The organism is Stenotrophomonas sp. LM091 (assembly GCF_001806305.1).
Classification (GTDB): domain Bacteria; phylum Pseudomonadota; class Gammaproteobacteria; order Xanthomonadales; family Xanthomonadaceae; genus Stenotrophomonas; species Stenotrophomonas bentonitica_A.
In genome coordinates this window covers 2,120,001-2,137,775 of record NZ_CP017483.1, presented here as the reverse complement: position 1 = coordinate 2,137,775, position 17,775 = coordinate 2,120,001, and the positions used below count along the sequence as shown (strand labels likewise).

The window sequence follows — 17,775 nt, the reverse complement described above, 5'->3', positions numbered from 1 at the left end:
CTTACCTCGCGGCCGTGCCGGCGGCGACGGCGTCGGCATTCCAGCCGCCGCCGAGCACCAGGAACAACTGGATCTGGTCGCGCGAGACCTGCGCCTGCGCCTCGGCGAGCGTCGCATCGGCGCTGGCCAGGCTGCGGTCCGCGTCCAGGCTGGCCAGGTAGGGCGTGCGCCCGCCCTGGTACAGGCGGCGGTTCTGGCTGGCGGCCAGGTCGGCCTGCTGCTGCGCCTGCTGCAGGAACTGCAGGCGCTGCAGGTCCTGGGCATAGCGGCTCAGCGCGGTCTGGGTTTCGCGCAGGGCCTGCAGCACGCTGTGGTCGAACTCGGCCAGCGCCGCATCGGCACCGGCTTCGGTGGCGTGGATGCGTGCATGCGTGCCGGAGGAGGGCAGCGTCCAGGAGATCAGCGGGCCGATCGACCACTGCTGGGTCAGCGGCGTGCCGAAATCCTCCAGCAGGCCGGCGGCACCGACCGAGGCGCCGAGGCGGATGTCCGGGTAGAGCTCGGCGGTGGCCACGCCGATCCGCGCGGTGGCGGCGGCCAGCTTGCGCTCGGCCTGGCGGATGTCCGGGCGGCGCTGCAGCAGCGCACGGCCATCGCCGATCGGCAGCGCCTGGGCCAGGGTCGGGGCCTGGCTGCAGTCGCTCACGCCGTCGGGCAGCTGGCCCGGGGTGCGGCCGAGCAGGGCGGCCAACTGGTATTCGGAAGCCTGCCGGTGCGCGCGCAGCGGCGGCAACGCGGCCTGCAGCATCGCCACCTGGGCGTTGGCACGCGCCAGCTCCGGCGGGGTGCCGCGGCCGGCGGTGATCAAGCGCTGGGTGACCTCGCGGCTGCGCTGCTGCAGCTGCAGCGAGTGCTCGGCCACATGCAGTTCGTGGTTGGCGTGGCAGATCTCGACGTAACTGCCGGCCACCTGCGCCACCAGCGACACGCGCGCCAGGTCCATCGCGGCGGCGGTGGCCTGCTCGTCGGCATGCGCGGCTTCGGAGGCGCGCTTGAGCTTGCCGAACAGATCGAACTGATAGGACACCGCGAACTTGCCGTCGGCCAGGTTGATCGGCGGCAGTTCGTGTTCAAGCAGGAACGATTCGGCCGACAGCTGCGCGCGGCTCACCCCGGCCTCGGCCTCGTATTCGAACCCACCGGCATCCAGCGCCTGCTCGTACACGGCAGCAGCGCGACGCAGGTTGGCATCGGCCACCTTGAGTTCCACGTTGTCGCGCAGCGCCTGCTGCACCAGCGCGTTGAGGGTGTCGTCCTGGTACAGCTCCCACCAGCGTGCGGGCAGCGTGGCGCCAGCGGCGACCTGCGGGTTGCCGGTGTCGAGGAAGGCGGCATTGGCCTCCGGCCGCTGGAACGCGGAGCCGGCCGGCACCGCGTAGTCCGGGCCGACGGTGCGGCACGCGGCCAGCGTGGTCAGCGCCAGCCCCAGCGCGATGCGGTGCAGCGCCGGGCGGTTCACAGCGCCGTCCGTGCCGGTTGTGCCGGCGTGGCCGGCGCGGTGTCCGGCTGGATGGTGACGGTGGCGGTGCGCCCGGCGATCAGGTTGACCCCGGCCGGCACGCGGTCGATATGGATGCGCACCGGGATGCGCTGGGCCAGCCGCACCCAGTCGAAGGCCGGGGTCACGTTCGGCAGCAGGCTGCTGCCTTCGCTGCGGTAACGGTCTTCGATGCCGGCGGCGATGCTCTGCACGTGGCCCTGCAGCGGCTGCGCCTCGCCCATCAGGCGGATGTCGACCTTCTGGCCCGCATGCACGCCCTGCAGGCGGGTTTCCTCGAAGTAGCCGTCCACGCGGAACGAGCCGGTATCGAGCACGGCCATCACCGGGCGCCCGGCAGTCACATAGTCACCGGCACGCACGGTGCGGTCGTTGACGTGGCCATCGCTGGGGCTGCGCACTTCAGTGCGCGCCAGGTTGAGCTTGGCCAGATCCACCGCGGCCTGTGCGGTCGCCATCGAGGCCTGCGCGGCGAGCAGCTTGGCGCGGCGCACTTCGGCATCCTCGGCGGCGACCAGATCCTGCAGGCTGCGGTCACGCGCGATCTCGCGGCGCAGCTGGTCCAGCGTGGCGCGGCGCTCGCCCAGGGCGGCCTGGGCCTGCTCCAGCGCGATCTCATAGCGCGCCCGGTCGACCACGAACAGCACCTCACCGCGCTTGACCGGCTGGTTGTCGGCCACCTTCACCGCCTCCACCAGCCCGGACACATCCGGCGCCACCTGCACCACGTCGGCGCTGACGTGCGCATCGCGCGTCCACGGTTCGTCCATGTAGTACGCCCACAGGTGGCGCAGCACCAGCACGGCGGCCACCACGGCCACGACGGTCAACACGACCGGGAATGTCTGCTTGAGGATCTTGTTCACGATTGCATCCAACGCATCAGGGAAAACAACCCGCCGAGCACGATCACGTACACGGCCAGGTTGAACAGGGCGGGGTGCCAGATGTGGCGGTAGGCGCCGGTGCGCTGCAGGACCACGCGCAACCCGCTCTTGAGCAGGTAGGCAAGCAGCATCAGCCCGAGCAGGGTCGGGACGAACACACCATAGAGACTGAATTCACCGTACATCGAGGCAAAGGATTCGCAGGGGAGCGGAAAGGGGATCGCCCGGCGTCGAGGGACGACACCGGGCGGCACAACGGGGGGACAGGCTTACGTCACGCGGTCGGCAGCGTCGGCCAGCAGCTGCCACAGCTTCAGCACGGTGCGCAGTTCATCCATGGACAGCTCGCCGAACACGTCCTGGCGCAGGCCGATCAACTGGGTTTCCAGCTCGCTGACCAGGGCCTCGCCCTTGTCGGTCAGCCACAGCAGGTTGGCGCGGCGGTCGCTGGCGTCGCATTCGCGGCGGACCAGGTCGCTGGCGGCCAGCTTGTCCAGCAGGCGTACCAGCGACGGGCCTTCCATGCCCAGCTGATGGGCCAGTGCCACCTGGCGGATACCCCCGCCGGCGCGCCCGATCATCAGCAGCGGCATGGTGCAGGCGGCGGAGATGCCGTAGCTGCCCAGGGCCTGGTCGGCCAGGCGCTGCCACTGCCGCCCTGCGTACAGCAGGCCGGAACTGAGCTGCATCTGCAGCTGGGTGCGTTCGTCGAAGGATCGGTTCATCAGAATAGATAGGATACTACTAATTTCCCTCCTATCAATACCTCCGGCACAACCGTCGCCCAACGAAGGCCTGCGCGGCAGGGCCAGCGAGCCCCGGCGCAGGACGCCCGAGGGGTCTGTCGGGTACGATGCTCGCCCCCCTTCGGGTGCTGTATGTAATGAGCAAGCAAGACAACGACGCCAACCCCGTCACCCAGGCCGAGGCCGAATCGGCGGTGCGCACCCTGCTGCGCTGGGCCGGTGAAGATCCGACCCGTGAAGGCCTGCTGGATACCCCGCGCCGCGTCGCCGAAGCGTATGGCGACTGGTTCAGCGGCTACCGCGATGACCCGCGCGCCTACATGGAGCGGACCTTCGAGGAAGTGGCCGGCTACGATGAACTGATCGTGCTGCGCGACATCGAGTACGAAAGCCACTGCGAACACCACATGGCGCCGATCATCGGCCGCGTGCACGTCGGCTACCTGCCGGCCGGCAAGGTGGTGGGCATCAGCAAGCTGGCCCGCGTGGTCGAGGCGTACGCACGCCGATTCCAGGTCCAGGAAAAGATGACCGCGCAGATCGCCCAGTGCATCCAGGACGTGCTGCAGCCGGTCGGCGTGGGCGTGGTGGTGGAAGGTGCGCACGAGTGCATGACCACCCGCGGCATCCACAAGCGTGGCGTCAGCATGGTCACCTCCAAGATGCTGGGCAGCTTCCGCGAGGACGCGCGTACCCGCGCCGAGTTCCTGCGTTTCATCGAAGTGGGCGGCAAGCGCTGATTCCCCGCGCCGTCGCGCGCGGCCGGCAGGTGCTGGGCTTCGGCCCGGCCCTGCGGGTGCGTGCGCGTCCCGTTTCCCTCCCGGCCGCTGCGACCCGCGCGGCCCGTCTTCCTGTCCCCGGTCTCGAATGAAGCATCGCGAGCGCATTACCCGTTACCGCCACCTGCGCGAACAATCGCAGTGGAAGCTGCTGGCGGCCGATCACGCGCCGGAGATCATCGGCCTGCTGCAGAGCCTGCTGATGCAGGACGAGCGGACCCTGTCCACGGCGGTGCTGCACGAACGCCTGCAGCGCGCGCTGGACGATCTCAAGGCCGATGAACTGTCGCGCGATCTGCCGCGCACCGCGCAGGCCTACATCGCCCACTGGCTGGCCCAGGGCTGGCTGGAACGCCGCCTGCCCGAAGGTGCCGACCAGGAACAGTACGAACTGTCCACCCAGGCCGCGCAGGCGATCCGCTTCGCCGACAGCCTGGAGCAGGCACGCGCCGCCGCCACCGAGAGCCGCCTGGCGCTGGTGATCGAGCAGCTCTCGCAGCTGGCCGCGCTGACCGAATCCAATCCGGATGCGCGCCTGTCCGCGCTGCGCGACGAACGCGACCGCATCGATGCCGAGATCGCCCGCGTCAGCGGCGGCAAGGTGTCCTCGCTGGATGGCAAGCGCGCGCTGGAACGGACCCGCCAGATCATCGGGCTGGCCGACGAACTGACCGAAGATTTCCGCCGCGTGCGTGACGACTTCGAACGCCTCAACCGCGAATTCCGCGAACGCATCATCGATGACGAAGGCGAGCGCGGCGACGTGCTCTCCAAGCTGTTCGAAGGCGTGGATGTGATCGGTGACAGCGATGCCGGGCGCAGTTTCGACGCGTTCTGGCGCCTGCTCAACGATGCCGAACAGAGCGCCCAGCTCGACGCCGCGCTGGAGACCGTGCTTGCCCGTGGCTTCGCCCGCAAGCTGGACCGCAACGAACGCACCTTCCTGCGCGGCTTCACCACCACCATGCTCGAGCGCGGTGGCCAGGTCCACGATGTGCTGCAGCACTTCGCGCGCAGCCTGCGTGGCTTCGTGCAGAGCCGCGGCTACCTGGAACAGCGCCGCCTCAACCAGCTGCTCAAGCAGGCCCAGGGCGAGGCGCTGGGCCTGCGCGACCACATCCCGGCCCAGCGCAGCATCGGCCGCGACCTGCAGCTGACCACCAGCCGCCTGCGCTCGCTGTCGCAGTGGAAACTGCACGACCCGCGCCAGGCGCAGGTCGATGGCAGCGTGCAGCGCAACGACACCGCCGCGATCTCGCTGGAGAGCGTCGGCGATCTCGTCGCCGCCTCGGAAATCGACTTCCGCACCCTGCGCCGCGATCTGCACGACCTGCTTGGCGAGCAGCCGCGGCTGTCGATCGCGCAGGTGCTCGACCACCGTGAGGCCCCGCAGGGGCTGGGCAGCATCATCGGTTACCTCTCCCTCGGCACCCGCCATGGCGAGGTCGCCACCGATCAACAGGAGATCGCGCAATGGCGCGGCGGCGATGGCCAATGGCGTCGCGCCCGCATTCCGCTGATCTGGTTCACCCAGGAGAAACGCCATGAGCTGGCATGAACAATCCACCGACACCCCGATCGACGGCGGCGCCGACGAGCATGACGACGAGCCGGTCGTGGTGACGCCGGTCCTGCGACGCAGCAACGATGTCTTCTACATGGGCGACACCGGCCGGCTGCCGCTCGATGGCCGCCGTGCGCTGTGCCAGCTGCTGATCGGCCCCAGCATCGACCAGCTGCGCCACGCCAAGCTGTGGCCGGCGCTGATCCGCAGTGAAGCGGCGATCCGCTCGGCGCTCTCGGACCTGTTCCTGGAGCTGGTGCTGGACCGCGAGAGCGGGGTGGCCTTCACCCGCCAGGCCGATACCGAAGATATCGACGCGCCGGTGCTGCTGCGTACCTCGCCGCTGACCTTCATCGACTCGGTGCTGCTGCTGCACCTGCGCCAGCAGCTGGCTGAAGCCGATGCACGCGGCGTGCGCGCGGTGGTCGAAGATGGCGAGCTGGCCGAAGCACTGGCCGTGTACGAGCGCCACCTGTCCACCGACCGCGCCGGCTTCAACCGCCGCGTCGCCAGTGCCGTGCAGAAGATGAAGGACAACCACATCCTCACCCGCCTTGGCGGTGACGATGCGCGTCATGAAGTCTCGCCGGCACTGAAACTGATGTTCTCCGCCGAAGATGTCGCCGCCCTGGCCCAGGTGTACCGCCGCCTGCGCGAAGCGCCGGCCGACCTCGACGCCTGAGCGCGCGCCCGCGCGCCGCTGCCCTGCCTGGATTGCTAGCCCTGCCATGACCGTCCACATTCCCGCACCCGCCCTGTTCCCCGGCGACCAGCCCGACCCGCGCGCGCAGCAGTTCCGCATGCGCCGCCTGCAGGTCCACAACTGGGGCACCTTCTCCGGCCTGACCGAAGTGCCGATCGCCGAACGTGGCTTCCTGTTCGTCGGCCGCTCCGGCTCGGGCAAGTCGACCCTGCTCGATGCGATGTCCGCGCTGCTGGTGCCGCCGGCCCTGGTCGACTTCAACGCCGCCGCGCGCGAAGCCGAACGCAGTGGCCGCGACCGCAACCTGGTCTCCTATGTGCGTGGCGCGTGGGCTGACCAGCAGGACAGCGGCACCGGCGAGATCGCCACCCAGTACCTGCGCAAGGGCGCCACCTGGACCGCGCTGGTGCTGGAGTACCGCAGCAACGACGGCCGCATCGTCAGCCTGGTGCGGCTGTTCTGGATCGCCGGCAACGGCGCCGCCGCGGCCGATGTGCGCAAGCACTACATGGTCGCAGAGCGCAGCTTCGACACCGCGCGCGACCTCGGCGGCTTCGACCTGGACCTGCGCAAGCTCAAGCAGCGCCTGGGCGATGTGCATCACTTCGACAGCTTCGCCAGCTATGCCGAACGGTTCCGCCACGTGCTCGGGATCGAGAACGAAATGGCGCTGCGCCTGCTGCACAAGACGCAGTCGGCGAAGAACCTCGGCGATCTGAACGTGTTCCTGCGCGACTTCATGCTCGATGCGCCGCGCACCTTCGATGCCGCCGAGCGCCTGGTCGATGATTTCGCCGAACTCGATGGCGCCCACCAGGCCGTGGTCACCGCGCGCCGCCAGGTCGAAACCCTGCTGCCGGCGCGCGGTCACTACGCCGATCTGCAGGCACTGCGCCGCCAGCGTGAAGACCTGGACGAGATGAAGTTGGGCATCGATGGTGTGCGCGAGCAGCGTCGCCTGGCCCTGCTCGAGGCGCGCCTGCTGGAACTGGATACCCGCGACCGCGGCCTGTCCGGTGAAGAAGGCCAGCGCCGCAGCGCGCTGGAGAACCATGAAAGCCACCTCGCCGAACTGGAAGCGCAGCGTCGCCAGCAGGGCGGCGAGCGCATCGAAGAGCTGGAGCGCGAACAGGGCCGTGTCGCCCAGGAACGCGACCGCCGCCTGGCCAAGCGCAACCAGGCCAACCATGCCAGCCGCGAGCTCGGCGAAACCCTGGCCGAGACCGCGCACGGCTTCGCCGAACAGCTGGCCCGCGCCCAGGCCAGACTGGACGACGGCCAGCGTGCCGCGGCCGAGCTGGATGAAGCCATCGCCGAGCGCATGGGCGGCAAGCGCGACGACGAGCGCCGCTTTGCCGAGGTGCGTTCGGAACTGGAGGCGCTCAAGCGCACCCCGTCCAGCATTCCGGCGCCGATGCAGCAGCTGCGCGCGCGCCTGAGCAGCGACACCGGCATTCCCGAGGCGGCGCTGCCGTTCGTGGGTGAACTGCTGCAGGTCCGCGATGAAGACGCCGCGTGGCAGGGCGCGATCGAGCGTGTGCTGCATGGCTTCGCGCAGTCGCTGCTGGTTGACGAGCGCCACCATGCCCAGGTCTCGGAGTGGATCAACCAGACCCACCTCGGTACCCGCCTGGTGTATTACCGCGTGCGCCGCAACGATGATGCGCTGCATGGCCGCGAGCCGGGGGCACGCTCGCTGCTGCACAAGCTGGTGCTGCGCGAGCACGGCTATGCCGGCTGGCTGCGCCGCGAGCTGGGCAAGCGCTTCGACTACGAATGCGTCGATGCACGCCACCTGCGCGATACCGACCGCGGCATCACCAAGGAAGGCCAGGTCAAGCACCCGGGCGAGCGTTTCGAGAAGGACGATCGCCACAACATCAGCGACCGCCGCCGCTGGCTGCTCGGCTTCAACAACCGCGACAAGCTGGACCTGTACGAGCGCGAAGCGATCGAACTGGCGCAGCGCATCGCCGCCTGCGACAGCGACGTGGCCGGCCTGCGCGCGCAGCGCGAACAGGATGGCAAGGCCCGCCTAGCCTGCCATCAATTGTGCACGCTGGGCTGGGACGAGATCGATGTGGCCGCGCCGCTGCAGCGACTGGACGACATCGCCCAGGCTCTGCACGACCTGCGCGAAGGCAATGCCGACCTGCGCAGGCTCGGCGAACAGATCGAAAAGACCCGGGCCGATGTGGCCCAGGCCAAGCGCACCTATGAAGACGTGCGCGTGGAGCGCGGCCAGCTCGGCCGTGAGCACGAACGCCTGGCGCGCCTGCACGAGCAGTGCGCGCCGCTGGCCAAGCGCGTGGTCACGCCCCTGCAGCAGCAGGGCCTGGACGAACGCCTCAAAGCGCTCGGCGTGCTCAGCCTGGAAAACCTGGAAGCGCACTTCCGGCAGATCAGCAACACGCTCAACGAACAGCTCGGCGGCTCCCAGGCCGAACACAACCGGCTGGAAAACCTGCTGCTGGGCTGCTTCCGCCGCTACTGCCAGGCCTGGCCGGAAGACAGCGGCGACTTCACCGTCAGCCTGTCCAGCGCCGACGATTTCCTGGCCCGCCTGCAACGGCTGGAGAACGATGGCCTGCCGCAGCACGAGGCGCGCTTCTTCGATCTGCTGCAGAGCCAGAGCAAGAACAACCTGCTGGCCCTGCAGCGCCACACCGCCGAGGCGCGCAAGTCGATCGCCCAGCGCCTGGACGAGGTCAATGCCTCGCTGGAGCAGGTGCCGTTCAACCGCGGCACCCTGCTGACCATCGAACTCACCGACCGCCGCCTGCCCGAGGTGCTGGATTTCCACCAGCGCCTGCGCGATGTCCTGTCCCAACAGCAGACCGAGCAGCGTGAACTGGCCGAAGCGCAGTTCGCGGTGCTGCGTGAGCTGGTCGCCAAGCTCGGCTCGCAGGAAGGCGAGGACAAGCGCTGGCGCGAGCTGGTACTCGACGTGCGCCTGCATGTGGAATTCGTCGGCGTCGAGCTCGATGCCGCCACCCGCCAGCAGGTCGAGATCTACCGCAGCGGCGCGGGCAAATCCGGCGGCCAGCGCCAGAAGCTGGCCACTACCTGCCTGGCGGCCGCGCTGCGCTACCAGCTCGGTGGTGCCGACGGCCAGCTGCCCAGCTACGCGGCAGTCGTGCTCGATGAAGCCTTCGACAAGGCCGACAACGAGTTCACCGCGCTGGCGATGAACATCTTCGACAACTTCGGGTTCCAGATGGTCGTGGCCACGCCGCTGAAGTCGGTGATGACGCTGGAACCGTTCATCGGCGGTGCGTGCTTCGTGGAGATCAGCGGTCGCCACGACTCCGGCGTACTGCTGATCGAGTACGACGACGAAGGCAAGCGCCTGAAGCTGCCCGAACGCGCCCGCGCCGGCGGTGAGGCCGCAATGGCGCCGGTATCGGTGGCGCCCGTGATCGCATCGCCGGCGGAGGTCGAGGTGCCAGGGCAGGCCGCCGATGCCGTGATCGCCGAACCGGCTGCCGGGCAGGCCGACACCGCCACGGCGACGCCGGATGCACCGTCACCGGCATCGCGCCCGAAGAAAGCCGCGGCCAAGGCACCGGCCAAGGCACCCGCCAAAGCGCCGGCCAGGAAGGCCGCCAGCAAGGCGGCGGCCAGGCCGGCACCCAGGACCGCCGCGAAGAAGCCGGTCAAGCCCAAGCGTTGAGCAATCGACGGGTCAGCCCCAGGGCTGGCCCGTCCTGTCAGCCGGCGAAGGTATCCCAGCCCATCCGGGCGATCAGCACCACCACCAGGCCGACGAACAGCTTGCGGATGAAGGGCGTGCCACCGCGCAGCGCCATCCGCGTGCCGACCACCGAGCCGATGATGTTGGCCGCGGCCATCGGCAGCGCAAACAGCCACAGAATGTTGCCGGTCGGCACGAAGAACGAGATCGCCGCCACGTTGGTGGCCAGGTTCACCACCTTGGAGGCGGCCGAGGCGCGCAGGAAGTCCAGCCCGAAGAAACGCACGAACAGGAAGATCAGGAAGCTGCCGGTCCCCGGCCCGAAGAAGCCGTCGTAGAACCCGATCACCGCACCGATCGCCAGGGCAGTCACCAGCTCCTTGCGGCCGATCTCGCGCGGGCGGTGCAGGGCACCGAAGTCCTTCTTCCACAGCGTGTAGCCGAGCATCGCCACCAGCAGCACCAGCACCAGCGGGCGCACCGCGTCCTTGGGCAGCAGGCTGACCGCCGTGGCACCGGCGAAGGAGAACACGAAGGCCGTGGCCGCGGCGAACAGCACTGGCCGCCACGGGAAGCGCACATTGCGTGCATAGCGGAACGCCGCCGCTGCCGTACCGAACATCGAACTGAATTTGTTGGTGCCGAACAGCATGGCCGGCGTGTGCTGCGGCAATACGGTGAACAACCCGGGCAACTGCACCAGCCCGCCGCCGCCGACCGCGGCATCGACCAGACCGGCGATGAAGGCGATCGCCACCAACCACAACAGCTCAGGGGGAACCAGCTCAAGCACGGCGGGACATCGCGGCAGAAGGCGCGCCAGCATACGCCCGGTCATCGCGCGACAATACCCCCATGACCACCGCCAACTCCGATCCCTGTCCCTGCGGCCGCCCCGTGGCCTACACCGCCTGCTGCGGCCGCTATCACGCCGGCGCGCCCGCCCCGGATGCCGAAGCGCTGATGCGTTCGCGCTACAGCGCCTACGTGCGCCACTTGGCCGACTACCTGCTGGCCAGCTGGCACCCATCCACGCGCCCGGCCGAGCTGTCGCTGGAGGAAGCCCCCGGCCAGCGCACCCACTGGCTGGGGCTGACGATCCAGGCCCACACGCAGTCGGATCCGGACCACGCCCAGGTCCGGTTCCTTGCCCGTTACAAGGTGGGCGGCGGCAGTGCGGTGAAGATGCTCGAGCACAGCCGCTTCGTGCGTGAAGAGGGGCGCTGGTTCTATCTCGACGCGCTGCCCTGACCCAACGAGGCCGCACGCACCCCCAGCGCCGTCGCCCCGGGCGCGTACGGGGGTCGCGTATTCAACTTGAACGCTGTCACCAGACCGATGCCGTGCCATGACGTGGCACTCACTCCGGCTGGTCGATCCTGATCGCAATGAATACCGCCGTTGCTGCCGCACCACCGCTCACTGCCGCCCCGCCGTCGTCGCTGGCCGCCCGCTACGCCGGCGTGCGGGCCCGCACGGTCGCACTGGCCGCCCCGCTGAGCGCCGAAGACGCCATGGTGCAGAGCATGGCCGATGCCAGCCCGGCCAAATGGCACCTGGCCCACACCACCTGGTTCTTCGAGCGCTTCGTGCTGGCCACCCGGCCCGGTTACGCACCGATCGATGCGGACTGGCATTACCTGTTCAACAGCTATTACCAGAGCATCGGTCCGGCACATGCACGTCCGCAGCGTGGCCTGCTCTCGCGCCCGTCGCTGGAGGAGGTGCTGGCGTTCCGTGCCCGGATCGACCAGCGCGTGATCACCGCCCTGCAGGCCGGCAGCCTCAGCGAGCAGGCCCGGCACCAGTTGCTGCTCGGCCTGCACCATGAACAGCAACATCAGGAACTGCTACTGACCGATATCAAGCATGCGTTCTGGTCCAACCCGCTGCAGCCAGCCTACCGCGAGGATCTTGCGGTGGCGCCGGCCCGTGCGCTGCCCCTGCAGTGGCTCAGCAGTCCCGAGCAGATCGTGGAGATCGGCGCGCCGGTCTGGCCTACCCAGCCGACATTCGCCTACGACAACGAATCGCCTGTACACCGCGCCCTGGTCCCGGCGCATGCGCTGGCCAACCGCCCGGTCAGCAATGACGAGTATCGCCGGTTCGTCCAGGCCGGCGGCTACCGCGAGCCGCGCTGGTGGATGAGCGAAGGCTGGACCCTGTGCCAGGACCAGCGCTGGCAGCATCCGCTGTATTGGGATGACGCACTGGAGCGCGAGTTCACCCTCGGCGGGTGGCGCCCGCTCGATCCGCATGCCCCGGTCTGCCATCTCAGTTACTTCGAGGCCGACGCCTACGCGCGCTGGCAGGAGGCCCGTCTGCCCACCGAATTCGAATGGGAGGCGGCCACCGCCGGCCGCCCGCTGCGGGGTCGTTTCGCCGATAGCGATCAGCTTCACCCCGGCGGGGCGGAGGAGTCAGGCGATATCGTCCAGCTGTTCGGCGATGTCTGGGAATGGACGAGTAGCGCCTACGGGCCGTATCCGGGGTTCCGCACCTTCCCGGGCAATCTCGGCGAGTACAACGGCAAGTTCATGTGCGGGCAATGGGTCCTGCGCGGCGGCAGCTGTGCCACGCCTGCCGATCACCTGCGCGCCAGCTACCGCAATTTTTTCGCGCCGTCGGCCCGGTGGCAGTTCGCCGGCCTGCGCCTGGCCCGGGACGCCGCATGAGTTCGGTCCGTGACGCACTCCAGGCGCTGACCGATCTGCAGCCGGACCGCGACCAGATCACCGCCGACATCCTGCGTGGCCTCTCCGCCACGCCGCGGCAGCTGCCGTCGAAGTATTTCTACGATGCCCACGGCTCGGCGTTGTTCGAGCAGATCACCCAGCAGCCGGAGTACTACCCGACCCGCACCGAGCTGCAGCTGCTGCAGGACTGCGCGCGTGACATCGCCAAGGTGGTCGGTCCCCGCCTGCACGTGGTCGAGCTGGGCAGCGGCAGTGGGCGCAAGACCGAGCTGCTGCTGCAGGCACTGCGTGACCCGGTGGCGTACACCCCGATCGAGATCTCCCGTGCCGCACTGCTGGACAGCATCACCCGGTTGGCCCCGTTGCTGCCGGAGATCGAAATGCTGCCGGTCTGCGCGGATTTCACCCAGCCGGTGCAGCTGCCATCGCCGCAGCGCGAGCCGGCGCGCCACCTGGTGTTCTTCCCGGGCTCGACGCTGGGCAACTTCGCGCATGACGAGGCCATTGCGCTGCTGAAGGCCATGCGCCAGACCATGGGCCCCGACGGCATGGCCCTGATCGGCATCGACCTGCACAAGGATGCGGGGCTGATCGAAGCCGCGTACAACGATGCTGCCGGCGTCACGGCCGATTTCACCCTCAATCTGCTGCGCCGGCTCAACCGCGACATCGGCAGTGATTTCGATCTCGACGGGTTCCGTCATCGCGCGCGGTACAGCGTGCCGCGCCTGCGCATCGAAACCGAACTGGTCAGCCAGCGCGAGCAGCGCGTGCAGGTGGACGGGCAGAGCTTCGATTTCGCCGCAGGCGAGGCGATGACGGTGGAGTACAGCCACAAGTACACCGACGCGGTGTTCGCAACGATGGCCGCAGCCGCGGGCCTGCGGGTGACGGCCCACTGGAACGCCACCGATCCCGCCTTCGGCCTGCGCCTGCTGCAGCCGGTCTGACCTGCGCGGCATTGCCGCTATGATGCAGGTCCACTGGCTGCAAGGATTCCGCCAATGCGATGGTCGCCCCTGTTGTTGGCCGGGCTGTGGCTCGGCGCACCGTCGTTGGCGGTGGCCGCCCCGGATGCGTTCTCCACCTGTCTGGCCACGCTCAAGGCGCAGGCCGGCAAGCAGGGCATCGTCTCCGAGCGCTTCGATGTGCTCACCGCCGGGCTGACCCCGGATCCCAGCGTGCTGCCGCTGCTGGACGCGCAGCCGGAATTCACTACCCCGTTGTGGGACTACCTTGCGGCGCTGGTGGATACCCAGCGCGTCGAGGACGGGCGTGCCCGCCTGGTCGAGCACCGTGACCTGCTGGCCCGGGTCTCGGCCGAGTACGGGGTCGATCCGGCCACCATCGTGGCGGTCTGGGGCGTGGAGAGCGACTACGGCCGCGTGTTCGGCAAGCGCCCGCTGCTGCAGTCGCTGGCCACGCTCTCCTGCGAAGGCCGCCGCCAGCCCTTCTTCCGCGGCGAACTGCTCGCCCTGCTCAAGCTGATCGATGCCGGCGACCTGCGCGCCGAAGGCCTGACCGGTTCGTGGGCCGGCGCGTTCGGCCATACCCAGTTCATGCCCTCCACCTATGCGCGCATCGCGGTGGATGGCGACGGCGATGGCCGTCGCGATCTGGTCGCCTCGATTCCCGATGCGCTGGCCTCCACCGCCAATTATCTGAAGAAGGCCGGGTGGCGCACCGGCCAGCCCTGGGGGATGGAAGTGACGGTTCCGGCCGGCTTCAACGCCGGCCAGGCCGGCCGCACCCAGCGCAGGCCACTGGCCGACTGGCGTGCACAGGGCATCGTCCCGGTGGCCGGCGGCGCGCTGGCCCCGGCCGGGCTGCCCGCCGACAGCAGTGCCGCGCTGCTGCTGCCCACCGGGATCAAGGGCCCGGCCTGGCTGGTGTTCCGCAACTACGACGCGATCTACGCGTACAACGCCGCCGAGAGCTACGCCCTGGCGATCGCCACCCTGGCCGACCGCCTGCGCGGTGGCCAGGGCATCGTGGCCGCCTGGCCGACCGACGATCCCGGCATCGGCCGTACCGAACGCCGTGAACTGCAGACCCTGCTGCTGGCCCGCGGCCACGATATCGGCACAGCCGACGGCATGATCGGCACCGCCACCCGGCGCGCCATCCAGGCCGAACAGCAGCGCCTGGGCTGGACCCCCGCCGATGGCCGTGCCGGCCAGCGCATCCTCACCGCCCTGCGCGGTGCTCCTCTTTCATCAACATCGACCATGCCGACCTCCACCGTGTTCACCCTTCCGCCCAACCACGCCCAGTACGTCCAGTCGCCGGCCGCGCCGCGCGCTGCCCTGCCCAAGGTGCCCGGGCTCAGCCTGGCCGACATCCAGGGCTTCCCTGCCTGGAAGGTCGAGACGCCGTTCGCCACCGCCGCGATCAGCGTGTTCGGCGGCCAGCTCCTGTCCTATGTGCCCAAGGGCGGGCAGGACCTGATGTGGCTCTCGCCCAGTGCCCAGCCACTGCCGACGCCGATCCGTGGCGGCACCCCCGTGTGCTGGCCGTATTTCGGCCGCCAGGGGCAGGGCAACGACGTGCCCTCGCATGGCTTCGTCCGTAACGTGCCATGGACGCTGCAGCAGGCCCGCCGCGAGGCCGATGGCACCATGGTGCTGAGCCTGGCCCCACCGGTGCTGGAGAACCTGGACCTGCGCCTGCGCATGGAGCTGCGGATCGGCCGCACGCTGGAGCAGCGCCTGATCACCGAGAACACCGGCCGCCAACCGGTCGCCTTCACCCAGGCCCTGCACAACTACTTCCATGTCAGCGATGCGATGCAGGTCAGCGTGCAAGGGCTGGAGGGGCTGTCCTACCTGGACAAGTTCGAGAATTACGCCGCCCCCCGCCAGCAGCAGGGCGAGTGGAGCCTGCGCGACCCGCGCGATCCGGGCCGCAGCGACCGCATCTATACGCAGGCTGGCGGCCGTTACCTGCTCAAGGACCCGGGCCTGAAGCGCCGCATCGAGATCACCACCACCGGCAGCCGCTCGCTGGTGGCGTGGAACCCGGGTGAGGCCGGTGCCAGCAAGATGGCCGACGTCGGGGCCGGTTGGCGCAACTATGTGTGCCTGGAGGCGGCCAACGCCGGTCCGGACGTGGTGACCCTGGCGCCGGGCGCGCAGCATGTGCTGCAGCAGACCCTGGCGGTTCGCCCGCTATGAGCACGGTTCCGTCCCCGGCCCGGCCGGACGAGACGGCCGGCAATCCTTATCGCGCGCCCAGCGCCGCCCTGCACGAGGCGATGATCGACGCCCAGATCGATGCTGCCGTGGCGGTGCATGACCGCCATCCGTCGTGCTGAGGCGGCTGTAAGGCGCGTGACCGGTCAGTGTGCGGCCGGGCGCGGCCGCAATGCCACCAGACAGATCCCGCCAGCCACCAACCCCCAGAACGCCGAACCGATCCCGGCCAGCGACAGGCCCGAAGCGGTGACCAGGAACGTCACCAGCGCCGCTTCGCGATCGGCCTCCTCGCGCAGCGCCATGGCCAGGCTGTTGGCGATCGTTCCGAACAGCGCGATGCCGGCCACGCAGGCGACCAGCTCCTTGGGGAAGGCAGCAAATACAGCGGCCACCGTCGCCCCGAACAGCCCGACCACGATATAGAAGGCACCCGCGGCCACTGCGGCGGTATAACGGCGGGCCGGATCCTCGTGCGCTTCGCGCCCCATGCAGATCGCGGCGGTGATCGCGGCGAGATTGAGCCCATACGCACCGAAGGGGGCCAGGATCGTATTGACCACGCCGATCCAGCCGATCACGGGCGAGACCGGCGTGTCATACCCGGAGGCACGGATCACCGCGACACCCGGGATGTTCTGCGAGGCCATGGTGACCACGAACAGGGGCAGGGCGATGCCGAACACCGCTGCCCACGACAGCGTTGGCCAGGTGAACACCGGCGTGGCCAGTTCCAGCCGCACGTCCTGCATATGAAGCAGACCCTGACCTGCGGCGACCAGGACACCGACAAGCAGCGTGGCGATCACCGCATAGCGCGGGAACAGCCGTCGCCCGATCAGCCACGTGACGAACATCGCCAATGCCATGCCCAGCTGGGTGCCCATGGAGACGAACACATCCAGCCCGAAGCGCAGCAGTACACCCGCAAGCATGCCTGCGGCCAGCGCCATCGGCACACGCTTCATCAGCTTCGCGAAGATCCCCGAGAAGCCGGCCAACATGCCAAGCACGGCGGCAAGCACGAACGCACCGATCGCATCGCTGTAGCCGACCGCGCCCGCACCGACCACGAGCATCGCCGCACCGGGCGTGGACCATGCAGTGACGACCGGCATCCGATAGCGCAGTGACAGACCAATACACGTCACGCCCATGCCAAGGCCCAACGCCCACATCCACGAAGCGATCTGCGCCTGGTCTGCGCCGACCGCGCGTGCGGCCTGGAACACGATCACCGCCGAACTGGCGAAGCCCACCAACACGGTAATGAAACCTGCCATCACCGCAGGCAGGGAGAGATCGCGCCACAACGAACGTTTGCCAACCGCAGACATCGCATGCATTCCTGATGACAAGAGATGCATTGTTAGCAAGCCTGCGGCAGCACGCGCAACGCGCGTGCTGCCGCGCTTGTTGTCGAGCAGCACGCATGGATGACGCGATGATGAAAAAGATCGACGAAAACGCTTGACGAATTTTCAGAAGTCTTTAGTATTCGCTCCCTCGCTGCGACGCGGTCTTCACCCCGGTGAACACCCACCCGCAGCGACGGCAACAAGCTTCGAAAGAAGGTGTTGACGGAAACGAAAAGCCTGACATAATAGGCGGCTCGCTTCGACGAAAAGACCTCCGGGTCACACGACGAAGCAGCATCGGCAACAACGTCTCACTTCGGTGAAACGGCCTTGAAAAAAGGTGTTGACGAGGCGGAAAAGCCGGCTATAATGGGCGGCTCGCAACGACGGAAACGTCGGGGCACACGGAGGAAGGCGCTGAGGCCGACTCCAAAGTTCTTTGACAGTATGCGCAGGTATCTTGTGAAGGCGCCTGCAGGAAGGATGATTGTCCATCTTGCAGACGTTTGATCAAGCAACATATCAATTGTTTTAAAGCAAGCGAAACGTTGCCAGCGGTCAAGCATCTGCAGCTTTAAATTTTTAGTCCTCGGACTATGCGTTTTTAAGTGAAGAGTTTGATCCTGGCTCAGAGTGAACGCTGGCGGTAGGCCTAACAC

14 protein-coding genes, 1 rRNA gene and 1 pseudogene (1 of these 16 cut by a window edge) are annotated in these 17,775 nt (G+C 68.5%); 10 read left to right on the top strand and 6 right to left on the bottom strand.

Annotation, left to right across the window (positions count from 1 at the left end; translation table 11 throughout):
• Position 1: 1 nt before the first annotated feature.
• The 4 genes from BIZ42_RS09315 to BIZ42_RS09300 form a co-directional block, all read right to left on the bottom strand.
• Positions 2-1,459, bottom strand: coding sequence for an efflux transporter outer membrane subunit (locus BIZ42_RS09315; RefSeq protein WP_070426260.1), 1,458 nt, complete (start codon positions 1,457-1,459; stop codon positions 2-4).
• Positions 1,456-2,364: an HlyD family secretion protein gene (locus BIZ42_RS09310; protein WP_070426259.1), complete on the bottom strand. Its 909-nt coding sequence runs from the start codon at positions 2,362-2,364 to the stop codon at positions 1,456-1,458. The genes BIZ42_RS09315 and BIZ42_RS09310 overlap by 4 nt, the downstream gene beginning before the upstream one ends.
• The gene (locus BIZ42_RS09305; RefSeq protein WP_019183984.1) at positions 2,361-2,570 is read right to left on the bottom strand and encodes a DUF1656 domain-containing protein; all 210 of its coding nucleotides are present in this window, start codon (positions 2,568-2,570) and stop codon (positions 2,361-2,363) included. Before BIZ42_RS09305 ends, BIZ42_RS09310 begins: the two co-directional genes overlap by 4 nt.
• A gap of 84 nt (positions 2,571-2,654) precedes the next feature.
• Positions 2,655-3,110 carry a MarR family transcriptional regulator gene (locus BIZ42_RS09300; protein ID WP_019183983.1) on the bottom strand — a complete coding sequence of 152 codons (456 nt, stop codon included), beginning with the start codon at positions 3,108-3,110 and terminating at the stop codon, positions 2,655-2,657.
• 158 nt (positions 3,111-3,268) lie between these two features.
• Here BIZ42_RS09300 and folE point away from each other — a divergent pair, with 158 nt between their 5' ends.
• From folE to BIZ42_RS09280, 4 genes and pseudogenes are all read left to right on the top strand, one after another.
• Positions 3,269-3,871, top strand: a complete 603-nt coding sequence (gene folE / locus BIZ42_RS09295) for a GTP cyclohydrolase I FolE (RefSeq protein WP_019183982.1) — start codon at positions 3,269-3,271, stop codon at positions 3,869-3,871.
• Between the two features lie 127 nt (positions 3,872-3,998).
• Complete coding sequence (locus tag BIZ42_RS09290; protein WP_046274169.1) at positions 3,999-5,468, top strand: DUF3375 domain-containing protein; 1,470 nt, start codon at positions 3,999-4,001, stop codon at positions 5,466-5,468.
• 88 nt (positions 5,469-5,556) lie between these two features.
• A pseudogene (locus tag BIZ42_RS09285) lies at positions 5,557-6,156 on the top strand (DUF4194 domain-containing protein); the annotation flags it as partial.
• Positions 6,157-6,202: 46 nt separating this feature from the next.
• The gene (locus tag BIZ42_RS09280) at positions 6,203-9,850 is read left to right on the top strand and encodes an SbcC/MukB-like Walker B domain-containing protein (protein WP_070426258.1); all 3,648 of its coding nucleotides are present in this window, start codon (positions 6,203-6,205) and stop codon (positions 9,848-9,850) included.
• A 37-nt stretch (positions 9,851-9,887) separates the two neighbouring features.
• Here BIZ42_RS09280 and BIZ42_RS09275 read toward each other — a convergent pair whose 3' ends face one another.
• Positions 9,888-10,664, bottom strand: coding sequence for a TSUP family transporter (locus BIZ42_RS09275; protein ID WP_070427493.1), 777 nt, complete (start codon positions 10,662-10,664; stop codon positions 9,888-9,890).
• A gap of 62 nt (positions 10,665-10,726) precedes the next feature.
• Between BIZ42_RS09275 and BIZ42_RS09270 the strand changes: the two genes are divergently transcribed.
• The 5 genes from BIZ42_RS09270 (at position 10,727) to BIZ42_RS19530 (ending at position 15,880) form a co-directional block, all read left to right on the top strand.
• Complete coding sequence (locus tag BIZ42_RS09270; protein ID WP_046274378.1) at positions 10,727-11,122, top strand: YchJ family metal-binding protein; 396 nt, start codon at positions 10,727-10,729, stop codon at positions 11,120-11,122.
• Positions 11,123-11,259: 137 nt separating this feature from the next.
• Entirely contained in the window at positions 11,260-12,546 is a 1,287-nt protein-coding gene (gene egtB, locus BIZ42_RS09265) for an ergothioneine biosynthesis protein EgtB (RefSeq protein ID WP_070426257.1), read from the top strand.
• A complete protein-coding gene (gene egtD / locus BIZ42_RS09260) occupies positions 12,543-13,517 on the top strand; it encodes an L-histidine N(alpha)-methyltransferase (RefSeq protein ID WP_070426256.1) in 975 nt (324 codons plus the stop codon). Before egtB ends, egtD begins: the two co-directional genes overlap by 4 nt.
• 54 nt (positions 13,518-13,571) lie before the next feature.
• Complete coding sequence (locus BIZ42_RS09255; protein ID WP_070426255.1) at positions 13,572-15,740, top strand: lytic murein transglycosylase; 2,169 nt, start codon at positions 13,572-13,574, stop codon at positions 15,738-15,740.
• Positions 15,737-15,880: a hypothetical protein gene (locus BIZ42_RS19530; RefSeq protein ID WP_156785713.1), complete on the top strand. Its 144-nt coding sequence runs from the start codon at positions 15,737-15,739 to the stop codon at positions 15,878-15,880. Before BIZ42_RS09255 ends, BIZ42_RS19530 begins: the two co-directional genes overlap by 4 nt.
• Before the next feature lie 24 nt (positions 15,881-15,904).
• On the opposite strand, the gene BIZ42_RS09250 is transcribed toward BIZ42_RS19530, so the two are convergent.
• Positions 15,905-17,095, bottom strand: coding sequence for a benzoate/H(+) symporter BenE family transporter (locus tag BIZ42_RS09250; RefSeq protein WP_070426254.1), 1,191 nt, complete (start codon positions 17,093-17,095; stop codon positions 15,905-15,907).
• Between the two features lie 626 nt (positions 17,096-17,721).
• Here BIZ42_RS09250 and BIZ42_RS09245 point away from each other — a divergent pair.
• A 16S ribosomal RNA gene (locus tag BIZ42_RS09245) occupies positions 17,722-17,775 on the top strand (it continues 1,493 nt past the right edge of the window).

Bases quoted from the DNA above. Each gene is read 5' to 3' on its own strand.
- BIZ42_RS09305 (WP_019183984.1), bottom strand. From the start codon at position 2,570: ATGTACGGTGAATTCAGTCTCTATGGTGTGTTCGTCCCGACCCTGCTC.
- BIZ42_RS09300 (WP_019183983.1), bottom strand. From the start codon at position 3,110: ATGAACCGATCCTTCGACGAACGCACCCAGCTGCAGATGCAGCTCAGT.
- folE (WP_019183982.1), top strand. From the start codon at position 3,269: ATGAGCAAGCAAGACAACGACGCCAACCCCGTCACCCAGGCCGAGGCC.
- BIZ42_RS09290 (WP_046274169.1), top strand. From the start codon at position 3,999: ATGAAGCATCGCGAGCGCATTACCCGTTACCGCCACCTGCGCGAACAA.
- BIZ42_RS09280 (WP_070426258.1), top strand. From the start codon at position 6,203: ATGACCGTCCACATTCCCGCACCCGCCCTGTTCCCCGGCGACCAGCCC.
- BIZ42_RS09270 (WP_046274378.1), top strand. From the start codon at position 10,727: ATGACCACCGCCAACTCCGATCCCTGTCCCTGCGGCCGCCCCGTGGCC.
- egtB (WP_070426257.1), top strand. From the start codon at position 11,260: ATGAATACCGCCGTTGCTGCCGCACCACCGCTCACTGCCGCCCCGCCG.
- egtD (WP_070426256.1), top strand. From the start codon at position 12,543: ATGAGTTCGGTCCGTGACGCACTCCAGGCGCTGACCGATCTGCAGCCG.
- BIZ42_RS09255 (WP_070426255.1), top strand. From the start codon at position 13,572: ATGCGATGGTCGCCCCTGTTGTTGGCCGGGCTGTGGCTCGGCGCACCG.
- BIZ42_RS19530 (WP_156785713.1), top strand. From the start codon at position 15,737: ATGAGCACGGTTCCGTCCCCGGCCCGGCCGGACGAGACGGCCGGCAAT.
- BIZ42_RS09250 (WP_070426254.1), bottom strand. From the start codon at position 17,095: ATGTCTGCGGTTGGCAAACGTTCGTTGTGGCGCGATCTCTCCCTGCCT.